Source organism: Lysinibacillus sp. FW301-JW8, assembly GCF_058788755.1.
This window is the reverse complement of sequence record NZ_JBYTBB010000015.1, coordinates 68116-84468: the sequence shown is the minus strand read 5'-3', so window position 1 is coordinate 84468 and position 16353 is coordinate 68116. Positions and strand designations below refer to the sequence as shown.

The following is a 16353-nucleotide window of genomic DNA, read 5'->3' as shown; positions in this document are numbered from 1 at the left end:
TCGTTTTGAAAAAGGGCTATACTTTTTAATTTGTCACCTTGATGTCATTGACATAATAGTATTTCAACAACATGCAAAGACTGAATCCAATATTGGATTCAGTCTTTATTTTTCTTAATTAAAATGTGCAACCTATTATAAAGGTATTGTTACATTAATAATCATAAATAAAATATTGACTAATAAATTATAACCTCATCGCTTATTTCATTAATAGCCCATATGACCATGATGATACGGCATATGACCGTGGTGATGTGACATATGGGAGTGATGATGCGGCATGTGACAAGGATTAGGTGGCATACCGCAAAGTGTATGGTTTTCGCAACATTCATTCACGACAGATTCAGTACATGGGAAATAGTATTGATGATCGATCATATGTTTATTTACATTTGTAATATGTGTTGGTTGTACATGTGGTACGACAGTATGGATATAATTTGTACGAACATATTGCTCTGCTGGCATAAATTGTGGTGGATCAAATTGTGTTGGCATTGCATGTGGTGGACAGCAATGTGGACCTTTCCCATGGTGACGCATACGATTAAACATGTTTATTACCTCCTGTTTTAATAAGTTGTGGTTCATAATTAAGATATGAGGGAGATGTCGATATGGTCTATTTATTTGCCTACTAAATATTAGATAAATCTCACATATCACTGAAAATCGAAACTTATGTAACATATGCCTAATATATACGTATAGCTTATTTAGATGAGTATATATACCTTTGTTTCAAGTGAATTTCTTTATCAAAGAAGATTAATTTGTATATTTGTATAATAAGCTGCCAATTAAAAATAAAATATTATTAAAATTATTAAAAAGGTACGTTTTTTATAAAAAAAGATATTGTAAATACATTTTTTGTACAGTATACTCTTTTAGTGATAATGATTATCATTATTGATTATTATTTGGGAGGACGTACATGTCGAAACTTACATTTAACAAAAGAAACTTTTATTTGCTTTTCACACTATTACTATCATTCGCATTTTTACTAGCTGCTTGCGGGGATAAAACATCAAAAAGTAGTGAACAGGAAAATAAAGCATCAGAAGAAGGAAAAACAGAGGAAGCAAGTCGTGAAATTACACATGCGATGGGTACAACAACAGTAAAAGGGACGCCTACAAAAATAGTAACGCTTTATCAAGGTGCTACCGATGTGGCAGTTGCAATGGGTATTAAGCCAGTAGGTGCAGTAGAGTCGTGGGCAGAAGCGCCTATCTATAACTATCTTAAAAATGATTTAGATGGTGTAACAATCGTTGGGCAGGAAACACAGCCAAATTTAGAAGAAATTGCGAAGCTTAAGCCTGATTTAATTATTGCTTCGAAAGTGCGTCATGAGGAAATTTATGATCAGTTATCTCAAATTGCACCAACAGTTGCCCATGAAACTGTTTTTGATTTCAAAGGAACAGCAGAAATGATGGGTCAAGCAATGAATCAAGAAGATAAGGTCAAAGAGCTATTAGGAAATTGGGATAACCGAGTGGCAGATTTCCAAACAAAAATTAAAGAAGAGCTTGGCAATCAATGGCCACTACATGTTTCAGTTGTTAATTTTAGAGCAGATCATGCACGAATTTATGTTACAGGCTTTGCAGGATCGATCTTATCAGAACTTGGCTTCAAGGGTCCTAAAAATCTAACAGATGATTCATTAGAGATTGTAAAACTAACTGACAAAGAAAGTATTACACAGATGAATGCAGATGTAATTTATATGTTTATGGAAAATGATGAGGCTGTTAAAAAAGTTTATGAAGAATGGACAAATCATCCATTATGGAAAGAGCTTGATGCAGTCAAAGCAAATCAAGTATATCAGGTTGATGAAATTAATTGGAATCTAGCTGGTGGTATTCTAAGTGCTAATTTAATGCTTGATGATATTTATGACAAATTTGAATTAGAAAAATAATGGCAAGTAAGGGCTGTATCTTTAGCGACAGCCCTCTTTTTGTAGATAGAAAGCTTTATATTTAAACTGCAGGCTAGTTTTCGAGATAAATTGTGGATGAAGAAAGTTGGCATAAAATGAGAATTATTCTTTCCAGTACCTCAATGAAAAAAATTTGCTTACTAATAAGCTGTGTATTGCTTTTTTGCACATTTATATTAAGTATTGCACTTGGTCAAACCTCAATATCATTAGAGTCTATCTATCAGGCATTTTTTCATTTTAATGATGCAAATACAGAGCATGTCATTATAAGAACTTCTCGTTTGACACGTGCTATTATCGCTTCGGTAGTTGGTGCCAGCCTTGCCATTGCTGGGGCTTTAATGCGTGCATTAACAAGAAATCCATTAGCGGCACCTGATATTTTAGGTATTAATGCAGGAGCTATATTTTTTATTGTCAGCGCGATTACTTTGTTTTCAATAGATTCCTTAATGAGTTATATGTGGATTGCCTTTTTAGGGGCAGGTATTGCAGGAGCAATGGTTTTTTTCTTAGGATCATTAGGAAGAGATGGTTTAACATCCATCAAAATAGTATTAGCAGGTGCAGCGATTACAGCCTTATTCGTATCGTTTACACAGGGATTACTTGTGATTGATGAACAGGGCCTACAAAGCGTTCTTTTTTGGTTAGCAGGGTCAGTGTCAGGACGTAGCATTGATATGCTCTTACCTGTTCTTCCATTTATTTTAGTCGCAACCATTGTTTCAATAGTTATGGGAAGATCCATTAATGTCTTGCAATCTGGTGATGATATTGCAAAAGGGTTAGGGCAGCGAACAATTATCACTAAAATTATGCTAGGTATAATTATTATTGTGCTTGCAGGTAGCTCTGTAGCAGTAGCGGGCTCAATCGGCTTTATTGGACTGATTGTACCGCATATAGCAATAGGGCTTGTAGGTTCAGATTTTCGCTGGATTATTCCTTATAGTGCAGTGATTGGGGCTACGTTACTGTTGTTGGCTGACATAGCAGCTAGATTTATAATCATGCCATTGGAAATGCCAATTGGTGTTATGACTGCTTTAATTGGTGCTCCTTTCTTCATTTATATTGCACGAAAGGGGTTAGCGAAAAATGCCTAAGTACATGACAATACGCTCAAAATCTGATCGTATTTCGTTTCAAATTGCTATAAAAACATGCTTGATCACTCTATTTCTGAGTCTTTTATTAGTCCTATTAACGATTCTTGGCTTATCAGCTGGCAGTGACTTTATTCATCCATGGATTGTTATTCAGGAATTGTTTGGCTACGGAAGTGGGGACTATAATTTTGTTTTACATACATTAAGACTACCTAGAGTATTGATGGCTTTATTAGTCGGTGCAGCACTGGGTGTTGCGGGCTTAATCTTACAAGGAATTATTCGTAATCCACTTGCAGCTCCAGATATTATTGGAGTAACTAGTGGAGCATCAGTTGGGGCGATTGTTTTTATCGTGTATTTTATGGGAACAGTCAGTATTCAATTTTTACCCTTAGCAGCAATAATAGGTGCTTCGATCGTGTCGTTTATCATCTATCTTCTTTCCTGGAAAAAGGGTGTAACTCCTATACGTATGGTGTTGATTGGTATTGGGATTTCGGCACTAGCAAAAGCGATGGTTACCATGCTGCTCGTTATTAGCAATGTGGCAGCTACCACGAAAGCATATTTATGGTTAACAGGAAGTTTATATGGGGCTAATATGCAAGATGTTTTTCTATTGCTACCATGGGTTTTAGTATTATTACCATTGACATTCATAATGGCTAGAATTGTAAATGTTAAGGAATTGGGAGATGATATTGCTATTGGACTAGGCGTAAAAGTTCAAGTCTATCGTTTATTCTTTTTACTAATCAGTGTCATGCTTGCAGGTTCTGCTGTAGCCTTTGCTGGTGGAATTGCTTTTGTCGGATTAGTGGCACCACATATGAGTAGAATGCTTGTTGGACGCTCCTTTGCTGCTTTAATTCCAGTAACGGCTATTATCGGTGGCATTATTGTTATAGCAGCCGATATTGTGGCTCGAACAGCCTTCTTACCTAAAGATCTACCAACAGGTGTATTTACGGCAGCTATTGGTGCTCCATTTTTTATATATTTATTGTTTAAAACACGCAATCAATAAATGCTTTTTAACAACGGCTACAATAGCTAAAGAGTATAAAAGAGGGTGACAGGATTTTGAAAAATGTTTTAAAGGCTCATGATTTAAGCGTATATTATGGGGAAAATAAAATTTTAGAGAATTTAAATTTGCAAATACCTAAAGGAAAAATTACCGTATTGGTAGGTGCCAATGGTTGTGGAAAATCCACACTTTTACGAACCTTTGCACGCTTAATAAAACCGAAAGCTGGTCAAATATTCTTAGAGGATGACGAAATCCAAAAAATCCCCACAAAGGTTGTTGCAAAGCGTTTAGCGATTCTACCACAGGGACCTGTTGCACCTGAAGGATTAACAGTCTTACAATTAATTAAACAGGGGCGCTATCCTCATCAAAGCTGGTTAAAACAGTGGTCTAATGAGGATGAAAAAATTGTAAATAAAGCGTTAGAAGTAACACAGATGACTGATTTTGTAGATCGATCAGTAGACGCTTTGTCTGGTGGTCAGAGACAGCGTGCTTGGATTGCGATGACCTTAGCACAAAAAACTGATTTAATTTTATTAGATGAACCAACTACCTATTTAGATATGGCTCACCAAATAGAAATATTAGACTTACTATTTGATTTGAATGTCGAAGAAAATCGTACAGTTGTTATGGTACTACATGATTTAAATTTAGCATGTCGTTATGCCCATCATATTGTTGCAGTACGAGATAAGCAAATATACGCTCAAGGTAAACCTGAGGAAGTTGTGACAATGGAGATGGTGCAAAATGTATTTCGAATGAACTGTACGATCATTAAAGATCCAATTTTCGGGACGCCATTATGTGTTCCTCATGGTAAGGGACGCACAGTAGTAGAAGAGGAAAGTGGGGAGGAAGCATCGGGTGAGTTTAGATCTTACAGCTGATGAAATAGCAGTATTAACTCAAGGGTATAGACTTACAACCGAACAAAATTCAGATTTGATTTATTCAATTCCTGCCAAGAATTTACTAGACACAGATTTTTGCCTATCTTATTTACAAAAAATTGCTTCCTTTTTTAATTCTTCTTCTATACTTGTTACGGCATCGTTATTTGCTAAGCGCTATAGTGTATTGACAATGGCCTCTGCACTTTATGCAATGTCAAGGTTTGAAAAGGGGCTGAATGTTGACATTGAAAATGCTTGGATCGAATCGAATTATAAAGACAAGCCGTGGCTTCCCAGCATAAGATTAATAGATTGGTCAATTTCACTCCCCGAACAAAATCGGCTAGCCTGGCGTGATCAAATTATGCAACATATATTTGCCAATAATCTTGAGAGAGTTTGGCGGATATTAGCGACAACCGCTAAAATTCCTAAAGCGACTCTATGGGAAAACACAGCCATCTATGTGAATTGGCTCTATGAAACAAAAATAAGAGAAGAAGCCAATCCACTAGAAATAGCTCGTTTAGAGGATGATTATTATTATATAGCGTTTCAGGCATCAGGCGATCTATTTGGTGAGAGAAAAAATCCATTAACAAAATATTGTGATCCTAAGGTATTTGTTAAAGATACTGATATGCCTATACGATTAAGAAAAACCTGTTGCTTTTATTATTTAAGCTCCAACGAAGCGAATGATTACTGTATAACCTGCCCAAAAATAAAACGAATATAATTGCCTCTTTACTCAAAGTGAATAAGCACCTGAATTTTAACTGTGTGTTTATTCACTTATTTTTTTATCCCACTTACTGTATTAAGTATAAATGTTATGAACGAAAAAGGACTAAACTTGCATCTTAATATATTTTTCGTTATGGTAAATATTGTATTGAAATGAGTGGTCATAGAAAGGGGGTTAAGCCTTGCTTAAAAAAATATTATTCTTGTTAATGGTTTTAATCATTTTAACTGGATGTTCCTTAACAGGTGGATACGACTCATCTAAAGCGATTAAAAGAGGGGACATTACATTATCACTAAACGGAGTACATAATTTTGAACGATTTGAACAATTTCTTGAGCATCTAGCAAATAATCAAGAGGATACTGTTCGAGTGACTTCATATACAATAGAGGGTGATCCCATCTTCGAAGATTTACATTTTGATGGGAGTAACATTCAATATACACATGATAATTCACATGATGCATTTGGAGGACAGGACAAAGGGCAAGAAACAGATGTTTGTAAAAATATAATGTCTGGCATTAATGATCAAAATGAAGTGGAGTATGTTTTAGTTGACTGCGAAAACAATGGGGAAATTTCTCTTTTTCAAGTAAATGAAAAAGAGGCTAAAAAATAATATCAAATCTCAAAAAAGATGCCAAGTCTTATCGTCAAATGACCTGGCATCAGAAGAATATGCTAATGGATGACTATTTTTTTCTTTACACGCTTCCATAATAGTAGCATATAGACAAAAAGTACAAGTATAATCAGGTATGCAGTCAACAAAGAGCTTTCTTCGTTGCCCATAAAGTTAAAGGAATTATTCAAGCCGTGGAATAATATGGTTATAATGATGGATTGACCATCTAAAATTAGTAAAGTAAGTACAAGGCCAACAAGTAGTGCATAGATTATTTGGATAACTGTATCTTCAAGAGATTGATCACCAAGTAACTGTAGGGCATGTGTGACACTAAATAGGAAACTAGATACCCAAATTGCTGTAAAGGGCCCTTTTGCTAATAGCATTCGGAGCATGATGCCTCTAAAAACCGTTTCTTCGATAAAAGCGACGACGAACAATTGCATGATCAACATCACAATTAAATTACTAAAGGATTCTGTATTCAAGCCTTTTGTACCGATAAGAATGATACATAAAACGAAAATTAATGGGCTAACGAATTTATTTTTATTACTAGTTAAAAAGAAGTACTGGTCCCATTTCCTTTTCACTGCAATGTACACAAAGAGCCCAAATGCTAAAGGTACTAGCAAAGCAAATTGGAGAAAGGGGCTTGAAGGTTGTTGAATGGAAACGTAGGCACCATTCAAAACATAGAAAAATATAAGAAGAAGTTCTAAACCAATTATTTTAATTAACATTTTTTTTGCCATCTAGCCGATCCCTTCTCTTTGAATTAAGCAGGATGCACTGAAGCTCTCCGTAAAGCCAGTGTGATGATAAAGTACAGGAGAACACTAAATACTAATAGACTACTTACTATTGTAATAGCTGATAGTTTTGAAAATAGCTCAAACAATGTAGTGTACCACTCGAAAATGATCATAGTAATCGGAATTAAACAAAGTAGCCCGATAAAGCTATAACCACCAATCGTTCCTAAACGATAAAAGACAATGTTTAACAATAGGCCGGAAGTTAAAGAGAATAGTAGCAATACCGTGTCCAGTGCAACTGTATCTATAAATGCAGTGGAGTTTCCGAAAAAGTATATTGGATGTATAATAAGTATTTCTTTGATTTTTAGTAATGCTGAAAAATAGGTAATGACTTTATGAGCACAAGTAATAATTACAGCGCCAGCTAGGCTCCAGCAGATAAAAAAGAGACCAACATTGACCATATACTGCGTACGACTTATTCCGAGCTTTAAAAAATAAGGCAAGGTTTTATTTAACATCTTTGATGCCGTTGTACTGTAAAAGATATAGACTGGAATAGAAATCGTAATGGCGAAAGAAAACAAGTATTGCCCAAAAAAAGTATCTATGAAAAAGGTTAATAGAACGATAGAAAATAAAATGCACCAAAAAATAATGTTTTGCTTTTTATAGCTTTGAAATAGAATATAAAAACTACCCTTCACTGTATTCATTTACTAGCCCTCGCTTTCTGCTGCTTACTTAAATACACCAACATATCCTGTAATGAAACACGCTCAAGTTTAATATTCTGTCCTTCGATATGGCGGCCATTGCTATAGATTACAGCTGTTAATTCCCGCATAAACATATGCTGATAGATAACCTCTAGCCCATGTATTGCCTGCTCAACATCAGGAGTATTCCCTTTTACTGCAACAATATGCTGATGCCATTCCTCTGCTGCTTTTTGAAGTAACAACTGCCCTTCATTTAAAATTAGAATCTCCTCGAACAGCTCACTTGCCTCATCAATTAAATGCGTGGATAAGATAAAAAGTCTTGGGTTATCGGTTTGTTGCTCAATCAATAAATCATAGAACGTATTTCGAGCAGCCACATCAAGTCCTATATAAGGCTCATCAAAGATTGTTATTCCCGCATTGCTTGCAAATCCTGTAATAATGCCTAAAGCCGAAACCATTCCTTTTGATAAGCTACGAACCTTATCCTTGGGGTTTAACGCAAATACCTCTAGTAGCTCCTGCGCAAGCGTTTCATCCCATTGCGGATAAAAGAAACTATTGGCTTTTAATGTTTGCGCAATGGTCATTTCCTCCTGAAAATTACCACTTTCTGCGATAAAGCAAATATCGCGTAAAGTTGCGGGGGAATTAAAAACATTTTCTCCGTTAACAGAGATGCTTCCACTAGTTGGGGCAATAAGTCCAGCTAATAAATTTAAAAAAGTCGTTTTACCAGCACCGTTATGACCTAAAAAACCAATAATTTTAGGTCCCTCTATCGTAAATGTGACATTTTTTAAAGCCTTTTTATGTTTAAATGTTTTGACAACATTTTTTATTTCGATTTTCATACACTAACTCCTTTGTAACATATTTTGTAATTCTTCATTGGAAATACCGAGTCTTGTTGCTTCCTTCTTTAATGGCTCTATATGCTGCTGAAAGAAGCTTTCCTTACGCTCCACCAGTAAAATTTCACGCGCATCTGTACTAACAAACATACCAACACCTCGTTTTTTATAAATAACACCTTTATCCACTAATTCGTTCACGCCTTTCCCAGCTGTTGCAGGATTAATTTGATATTCCTTCGCAAATTCATTGGTGGAGGGAATGCGATCTTCGGGCTGTAGCTGTCCATCTAGAATGGCATCCTCTATTCGTTCACGAATTTGCTGGAAGATAGGCTTTTCATTGTTTAAAGAATGAATCACAATCCACCTCCTTTGTTAATCGGTTGATTACTCTTGTAACTAACCATATAACGTGAGGTTTTTTTTGTCAATGCTTTTGATGGAAAAATTTTAATGTTACAGAAGTTCAGATGAAAGTTTACTAAGCATTATTTAGGAGATTTAAGTAATTGCAGACTATTTGAAAAGCTAAGAGGATTTTCTACTAAGTAAAACCAGAGCTCATTGTAATAGACATGATTTTTTATCCACATTGTTTTTTATGGTGATTATTGCCCTATAAAATAGTATTTATAGAGTAGAATTGTTTTTTCGTTAAAGTAAATTATTTTTTTAAATCCCTTATTTCTATAGCTCGAGTTCCATTTTTGCATATGTGTCAAGTTTTCACTGTGCATATATTGTAGAGAGAAGGGGGGAGGTGAGCTTCTATGAAAATTAATTGGAGGATTCGTCTTCAGCATAAGCCATTTTTATTGGCACTATTTTCATTGATTTTATTACTCGCACAGCAAGTTGCAGCTATTTTTGGCTATGATTTAACGGGTGCAATGAGTGAGCAACTAACATCCATCTTAAATATTGTCTTATCAATTCTCGTATTAATGGGGGTTGTTGTAGATCCAACTACAAGGGGTACGAAGGATAGTGAGCGTGCTTTAATGTATCGTAGGCCTAGATAGTGATAGTATAAATACGATCTAAAAGTATAATTTTACACTTTTGAGAAAAGTGTTATAATGTAAAAAAATGATAAAGTAGGGAGGATGATGGGATGTCACTTGAAATGGAGCAAAGGATTGCCAAGCTTGAGAAGGAAATGATGGATTTGAGGCAGGAGCTGGATATCTTAAAACAGCAACATTCTGTTGGTCAATCAACGACAATAAATGCTAGAAAAACAATGATTGAACAATCTTCACCATTGACACAACAAAAACCAACTATTACTTCCAAGCCAAAAGCAAAGCCATTACCTGATAAAAAGAAGCAACCACAGCAATCGCTGGAGGAACGTATCATGTGGGCTTTACCAAAAATATTTATGGTAATTTTAGTGATGGGGGTGCTTTGGGGTCTTAAGCTCGTCAGTGATTATGGTTATTTATCGAATGAGGTTAAAATCATCCTCGCCTATGCATTATCGATTTTCTTAGCAGTACTAGCATATGTGCTGGAGCATAGAAAAAAGGGATCTCCAGCTATCACCATTTCCTTATATGGTGGGGCATTTATCGTAGGAATTCTAACAACAGCGGCCAGCGCAATATTGTATGAAATCATTGGCTTATCGCTGGCACTCGTCATTGCCATCATCTATATCGGCTATGGGATTGCCATTAGTTACTTGAAGAAAAATGAGATATTAACAGTGTTTGTAGCCTTCACTTCACTCTTATTACCATATTTACTTGAATATATGGACTTTAATGCTGTTATTATCTTAATTTATGTTATTGCGTTATTTGCAATGCTACAATTTGTCATTTATCAGCATAAGCAAAAACTAGCTCTCTATATAGCAACCTTTTTTTCTATGCTAGCTGTTAGCATTATCGCGTTTATGAACATCGATAATCGAGCTATAATGGCATTTGGCTTGGTTGCTATATTAGTTATTTACTATACGAGTTGGTGCCGTTTATTTAATATTGAATCTAAATGGAAGCATATTCATGTTGGTCTTCAATTTAGTCTAGGTGTTTTTGGCTTATTGCTTATGAACCTGATGATTAGACCAATCGAATATAGCGAAGCGCTTTTACTCGTATTGGTCATCTTGTTTGCGACTTTAGCGGGTTATGGCTATAGGCAAAAATGGCAGGAGGCATTTGATAGTGCCATCACACTCGCATTTATCGCCCTATGTAATATGCTACTTATTATGAATGTTCCAGAGAAAGTAGAAAATTTGCTATTACCGTTTATCGCATTTACAGGTGTTATGATGAGCTTACGTTTACGAGCGAGCCTGATGAAGGTCGTCAGCTCCATGATATTTGCGATTACCATTATCATAAGCTTTATCATTCATGAGCCGACACCATTTTTCAGCATTTCCCATGCTAGCTTACTAATGCCAGTCATCTATTTGTTGCTTATTTATCTATATGCAATGCGACCAAAGGAGTCACTTACTGTATTTGAAAAACTGATGAAGGATTTATATATAGTAGACTTTTTAGCGGTCATAACGACAGGTTACTTCTTAGCCTATATTAGTAAGCTTGATGCAACTTATTTTGTGGGTGTTAGCAACGCCCCACATATGATGAGTATCATGCTGGCTGTCTTATTTGCGGCATCCCTTCTAGTGCCAGCAAAATATAAAGGACGCGCATTAACACCAGTAATCGGAACATTTTTCCTGTTTTTCACGCTGTCAATTGGTATACTTCCAGTCGAAATGCAGGGAATTGTATGGCTTCATATACTAACAAGAATCATTTATATTGTTGTGCTTGTGGCAATTTTACTAGATGTGCTGATGAAAGGTCGTATTTATCAAATTTATCAACAACAGATGGAGAAATACGTAGATCCAACAGTGAGTGCCGGCATTGTGTTGATAATGCTATCCATTTGGGGATTCGTGCATCAGCTAGCCTACAACTATCTACTGGACTGGAAGCTCAGCATCGCACTTTCTACCATTACACTTTTTGTGACAGCCAGTATCGCCCTATGGCTTAGCACGGTGCGCAACTTCCGTACATTACGCTTAACGGGCTTTACAATCTTAGTTATTGCGTTTATTAAGCTTATCTTCTTCGATTTATCTGCACTAGATTTATTAATACGAGCTGTTTTGTTTATTGTGATTGGAGGGGTAGGATTGTTGTTGTCGGGTAGGTTGTTGAGGAATGATAATTAGGGGAATTTGATAGGTTTAGAAAAACACATGGACAATTAAAATATAATTTATTGTCCATGTGTTAATTTTTTACTTTTCTAGTATGATTTCTTCGATAATATTTTTTTTAGGTGGAGAAGGAGGTACGTTTGGATTATTACTGCCTCCTGGATTATTTGAACCGCCGTTATTTCCTGGTGAAACAATGCTTTCACCAAAAGTTACTGAGGCACCTCCATCAACAATAATAGTATCGGCTACAATGGCACCTTTAATATGAGCTCCAGCCTCCACTTTAACGTTAGCATTAGGAGCTATTATATGTTGACCCGTTGAAGTAAATCCTCCATTAAATGTGACATTATCCCCGCCTGTATAAATATTTCCTTTTACGCTAGCCCCAGCAGCGAATGTTAAATCAGCCTCTTGAGCATAAAAGGAGCCTGAAATTTTAGTATCAGCAGAAAAATTAACTGGAGCTGTGCCACTATACGAAAAATTCACCTGATTTACATCGCCATTTTGGTTAAATGAACCAGTAATATTTACAGAATTTTGAACATAAATATTTAATTTCCCTGTTCCTACTATTTCAATATGTCCTCTTAAAATATCAAGGTTTTCAATATACAGGTCCTTATCTGTATCTCCAACATTAATAATTATTTTATTGTTTTGATCGACTTTAAATTGTTTAAAATGTGTATCCCCTGTTAAATTAAGTGTGTAATTATTTGTCATCCAGTTATCTGCTTGGAAATTGCCATTATTAATAATATTAGTTTTATTCCACTGACTAGCTGCGACTTCTTCATTTGGTGGATAATTTAACTGAGATAGATCATTCATTTTATCGCTAGGAAATGGTGCAAGTACATTGCCCGCAGGAAAATCCTTTGCTGCGGTTACTTGATTTTTTAAGTATTCTAAGCCTGGATTATCAACATTAAAATTTTCAGAAGAAGTGCCTATACTCCCGGTGATAGATGATCCACCGGTTAATGAAATGTTACCTCCAGCACTTGCCACATTCCCATCAATTTTTCCTCCAGCATTTACAATTATATTGCCTTTTGTTTGCACAGTAAAATCACTTGGAACATAATGATTTTCATTTGAATTACCATTTGAGCCCCCATTATTAGAACCCCCGTTGTTAGTTTCTTCGTTATCATTTGAATTTGTATATTCTAATGCGATTTTTATGCTTTGTTGCAAGGTTCTTTCTATGGATGTTCCTTCAAATTGCCCTGTTGATTCAATCACATATTGAAGTTCATTTTGGTTTATTTTCTCTAATGTAAGATTAACTATTGCTTTAGGTGTTTTTCCAAATTGATTTTCGAAATCAAGATTATTAATTATATCTTTTTTATCGTTCTCGGTTGTAGGATAGCCCAGTGAATTTAATTCAACGATTAAAAAGTTACTGAATTCTGGTTTAGGTTTATTTGGGTCTTTTTCAAAAGCGAGTTTTGCCTCATCGTATTTTTCAACTGCCGCATTATAGGCAGTTTCTATATTTTGATTAAAATTTTCACGTCCATAATTCAATCCAGCTTCCGCAATATAGTAGATAGATTGGTCATCTCTTTCATGAGCAGAAGTAGTTAATGTATTGTTAGAGAATCTTAAAATACTTAATCCGAGCACAGTTACTAAAATAATAGTTAAAAAGACGAGTAGAAAAGCATAGCCTTTCTCGTTTCTCAATAAAGATGTATGTCTTTTCATAAAACTCCCCCTATTTTCTAATTTTTTGCGATTATGGTTTTTTTCTTGATGTTAATTCTGTTCGTATTTCTTGATCGTGTTTGCTTTTTAAACGTATAGTAAGGGTAGAGCTACTCTCTTGGTTACTAAGTTCGAATACTTCTATATCAGTGGCGATAGTTTCACCATTACGTGTAATTTCATTGTCAGAAAGTACGTATGTTTGCTCAATCTTTACCCCATCGACTATAGTTGTAAAAGTGTAGGTAGCTTCGTCAAATTTTACTGATTTCCGAAAATCCTTCGTAATCAACTTAAGAACAATAGATGTATTCTGTAACTCTTTATTTTTAGTTAGTTGTTTTTGATAAGTAGATGTGCTAAATCCTAATATATTCATTAAAAGAACGGAAATGATACTAAATATGACTAATACTGCTAGCACTTCAACTAGGGTTAAACCCTGTTGCTGTTTAATTCGCATATGTTTATCAGCCTCCTAACTTGTATCTGTTTTCTATCTTGCTTTTTAACGTTTCAGTCCCATTAACTTCCTCATAGACTTCTACAACAATCGTTGTTAACTGTAATTCTGGATGAACATTGTCCTTCTCCATTTTTAATTTTATTCTTATATTATCTTTTTGCTTTTCCCAAGAGTTTAGATTTCCCACATATTCAGGTTCTGATGGGGTAGAGGATCGACTTTGCTCATTTAACTTACTTACAATTTCTTCAGGTGTGTTATAAATTCTATGTTTATAGATGTTTTCCATTTCCTTTTGCGCAATATAGGTAGCATTTACAATATCTCCAGAGGTTGCTGTTGTTTTATTAGATTGCATAAATAACCCCATGAAACTCAAAAGTATGATAGAGATTAAAACAATTGAAGCGATAACTTCTACTAAAGTAAGACCTTGTTCTTGATTAACATAACTAGTCTTTCTCATTTTTCTCCTCCCAAAATAAATAATTTTTTCTATAGATGATTCTTTTCAATTGAAATATCAAATTACATTAAATGTTAAATCTAAAAAGTGATTTAATTTAATAATTCTATTCATATATTTTTAATTACTTCTTCCTACTTCATTTGGAACCATTAAAGCTCCTTTGATTGAAACTAGATAAAAATGACTATTAAGGATATTATAACGAAATTCTAGAACTATATCTAATGGAATTTATCTTAATTTATAATTCAATAGAACTACTTTTTGAATATTTTTTGAATGATTACAGAAGTTTTAAAAAAAAATCGGAAAAAAGTTGTATTTTTATTAGTGTCAAAATACTATAGATGTAGTATCATTTTGTATATAAATAGAAATTCCATTAGTGAATGGAAGGGTGAGATGGATGAAAACATACATAAAAATAATTAGTATCATATTGGCAATGGTTCTAATTGTAGGAATTTTTGTTCCATCACTTGTGCTAAATGGCACAGTCTTTGCGAAAGAAAGTCCTGAAGATTCAACAATTGGTGGTATTTCGGTTGAAGGGCTAAATAAAGAAGAGATCCTCCAGACTATTCGTGATGCTGTGGAGAAATGGCAGGAAACGCCCCTTATTATTAGTGGTGGTGGTACTGAGCAGGAACTGGATGCACATGATTTACAGTTTGATATAGAGCAGGTGGTTACTCAATATGAGGAGCTGTCAAAAAAGCCATGGTTTGCCTTTTGGGAAAGTAAAAGAACCGTTCAGCTTCCAATCCCAGTAATAGCTGGTGTCAATACAAAGAAAGCTGTGAAAAGTAAATCGCAATGGAAAACAGAGGAAACAATTGCGATGGTTCTTAATCAGGCTGGAAATTTAGGCAGCCATCAGATTAATACGGAATTAGTAGATATAAGTTCATTAGAGAATGAACGAATTGCGTTTCAAATAAGTGATATTCCGAAGAATGTTGACAATTTAGAGGGATTGCTTGATACGCTTAATAATCAGTTAATTGCTCCGAATCAAAAAATGTCTCTGCTTCAGTTGCTTGGAGAGCAGGCGAATTCGGTTCATATAGAAACCCTTAATTTTATTGCTTCAATGGTCTATAGCACGATCCTACAAACAGATTATGCGATTGTAGAACGTCATGCTCAAGCCGTTCCACCCTCTTACCTACAGCAAGGGTTGGAGGCAGAGCTGAATGTTGTACTTGCCAAGGATTTGCAATTTTTAAATACCTCAGCTCAGCTTAGTAAATTAAAAGCTACGATGGAAGGAAATCAGCTGAAAATTGAAATATGGTCTGCGGAAAAAGACAAGGAAGTGACCGTTCGTGTGACCAAGGATAAGATCGTCAGACCGAGAATTATAGCTCGCTATTCAGATGAGCTAGCTGCTGGTCAGGAAAAGATTGAGCAGGAGGGGCAGGAGGGCGTTCGTATTGAGATTTATCGCTCTATCCGTGTCAATGGCGGCTCTTCGGAGGAACAGCTTGTTAGTCGAGACTATTATTCTCCTGTCAACCGTATTGTTGTACGATCATCTCGTAAGCTTGAAGCCTCTGAAAGTGTCGTGACAGATCAGCAAAAGACAGCAACAGATTCTGATTTACAGATGGATTTAGATGGTAATGGCTTACCTGATGCAAATACATCTACAACAGAACAGAAGCAAGATGGACCAGAAATTGTCTATGGCTACTATGATAAGGGCGGAAATTTTGTACAAACAAGCCCTTAAAAGAGAGGAGTA

17 protein-coding genes are annotated in these 16353 nt (G+C 35.3%); 9 read left to right on the top strand and 8 right to left on the bottom strand.

Going from position 1 to position 16353, the window contains the following annotated elements; translation table 11 throughout:
* Positions 1–210 precede the first annotated feature (210 nt).
* The gene (locus tag AC3WOM_RS08725; protein ID WP_492446237.1) at positions 211–561 is read right to left on the bottom strand and encodes a CotD family spore coat protein; all 351 of its coding nucleotides are present in this window, start codon (positions 559–561) and stop codon (positions 211–213) included.
* A gap of 382 nt (positions 562–943) precedes the next feature.
* Between AC3WOM_RS08725 and AC3WOM_RS08720 the strand changes: the two genes are divergently transcribed.
* The 6 genes from AC3WOM_RS08720 (at position 944) to AC3WOM_RS08695 (ending at position 6392) form a co-directional block, all read left to right on the top strand.
* Positions 944–1945 carry an ABC transporter substrate-binding protein gene (locus tag AC3WOM_RS08720; protein ID WP_492446235.1) on the top strand — a complete coding sequence of 334 codons (1002 nt, stop codon included), beginning with the start codon at positions 944–946 and terminating at the stop codon, positions 1943–1945.
* A 116-nt stretch (positions 1946–2061) separates the two neighbouring features.
* Complete coding sequence (locus AC3WOM_RS08715; RefSeq protein WP_492446233.1) at positions 2062–3078, top strand: FecCD family ABC transporter permease; 1017 nt, start codon at positions 2062–2064, stop codon at positions 3076–3078.
* Complete coding sequence (locus AC3WOM_RS08710) at positions 3071–4111, top strand: FecCD family ABC transporter permease (RefSeq protein WP_492446231.1); 1041 nt, start codon at positions 3071–3073, stop codon at positions 4109–4111. The genes AC3WOM_RS08715 and AC3WOM_RS08710 overlap by 8 nt, the downstream gene beginning before the upstream one ends.
* 56 nt (positions 4112–4167) lie before the next feature.
* Positions 4168–5013, top strand: coding sequence for an ABC transporter ATP-binding protein (locus AC3WOM_RS08705; RefSeq protein ID WP_492446229.1), 846 nt, complete (start codon positions 4168–4170; stop codon positions 5011–5013).
* Positions 4991–5758: an IucA/IucC family C-terminal-domain containing protein gene (locus tag AC3WOM_RS08700; RefSeq protein WP_492446228.1), complete on the top strand. Its 768-nt coding sequence runs from the start codon at positions 4991–4993 to the stop codon at positions 5756–5758. The genes AC3WOM_RS08705 and AC3WOM_RS08700 overlap by 23 nt, the downstream gene beginning before the upstream one ends.
* 190 nt (positions 5759–5948) lie before the next feature.
* Positions 5949–6392: a DUF4362 domain-containing protein gene (locus AC3WOM_RS08695; protein WP_492446226.1), complete on the top strand. Its 444-nt coding sequence runs from the start codon at positions 5949–5951 to the stop codon at positions 6390–6392.
* 62 nt (positions 6393–6454) lie between these two features.
* Here the strand turns inward: AC3WOM_RS08695 and AC3WOM_RS08690 are convergent, their stop codons facing one another.
* Genes AC3WOM_RS08690 through AC3WOM_RS08675 form a run of 4 tightly spaced genes read right to left on the bottom strand, consistent with a single transcriptional unit; the run spans position 6455 to position 9104 of the window.
* Positions 6455–7156 (bottom strand): CPBP family intramembrane glutamic endopeptidase, encoded by a 702-nt coding sequence (locus AC3WOM_RS08690; protein ID WP_492446224.1) that lies wholly within the window; start codon positions 7154–7156, stop codon positions 6455–6457.
* 23 nt (positions 7157–7179) lie between these two features.
* On the bottom strand, positions 7180–7878 hold the full coding sequence (locus AC3WOM_RS08685; RefSeq protein ID WP_492446223.1) for a hypothetical protein: 699 nt from the start codon (positions 7876–7878) through the stop codon (positions 7180–7182).
* Complete coding sequence (locus AC3WOM_RS08680; protein WP_492446221.1) at positions 7875–8741, bottom strand: ABC transporter ATP-binding protein; 867 nt, start codon at positions 8739–8741, stop codon at positions 7875–7877. The genes AC3WOM_RS08685 and AC3WOM_RS08680 overlap by 4 nt, the downstream gene beginning before the upstream one ends.
* A 3-nt stretch (positions 8742–8744) precedes the next feature.
* Positions 8745–9104, bottom strand: coding sequence for a GntR family transcriptional regulator (locus tag AC3WOM_RS08675; protein ID WP_427547830.1), 360 nt, complete (start codon positions 9102–9104; stop codon positions 8745–8747).
* A gap of 410 nt (positions 9105–9514) precedes the next feature.
* On the opposite strand from AC3WOM_RS08675, the gene AC3WOM_RS08670 reads away from it, so the two are divergent.
* Both AC3WOM_RS08670 and AC3WOM_RS08665 read left to right on the top strand, forming a co-directional pair.
* On the top strand, positions 9515–9766 hold the full coding sequence (locus AC3WOM_RS08670) for a phage holin (protein ID WP_492446219.1): 252 nt from the start codon (positions 9515–9517) through the stop codon (positions 9764–9766).
* 92 nt (positions 9767–9858) lie between these two features.
* Entirely contained in the window at positions 9859–11958 is a 2100-nt protein-coding gene (locus tag AC3WOM_RS08665; protein ID WP_492446217.1) for a DUF2339 domain-containing protein, read from the top strand.
* A 69-nt stretch (positions 11959–12027) separates the two neighbouring features.
* On the opposite strand, the gene AC3WOM_RS08660 is transcribed toward AC3WOM_RS08665, so the two are convergent.
* Genes AC3WOM_RS08660 through AC3WOM_RS08650 form a run of 3 tightly spaced genes read right to left on the bottom strand, consistent with a single transcriptional unit; the run spans position 12028 to position 14603 of the window.
* Positions 12028–13671 (bottom strand): bactofilin family protein, encoded by a 1644-nt coding sequence (locus AC3WOM_RS08660; protein ID WP_492446215.1) that lies wholly within the window; start codon positions 13669–13671, stop codon positions 12028–12030.
* A 31-nt stretch (positions 13672–13702) separates the two neighbouring features.
* Positions 13703–14134 (bottom strand): PulJ/GspJ family protein, encoded by a 432-nt coding sequence (locus AC3WOM_RS08655; protein WP_492446213.1) that lies wholly within the window; start codon positions 14132–14134, stop codon positions 13703–13705.
* Between the two features lie 7 nt (positions 14135–14141).
* Complete coding sequence (locus AC3WOM_RS08650; RefSeq protein ID WP_492446211.1) at positions 14142–14603, bottom strand: type IV pilus modification PilV family protein; 462 nt, start codon at positions 14601–14603, stop codon at positions 14142–14144.
* A 409-nt stretch (positions 14604–15012) separates the two neighbouring features.
* On the opposite strand from AC3WOM_RS08650, the gene AC3WOM_RS08645 reads away from it, so the two are divergent.
* Positions 15013–16341, top strand: coding sequence for a VanW family protein (locus tag AC3WOM_RS08645; RefSeq protein ID WP_492446209.1), 1329 nt, complete (start codon positions 15013–15015; stop codon positions 16339–16341).
* The last annotated feature ends 12 nt before the right edge of the window (positions 16342–16353 follow it).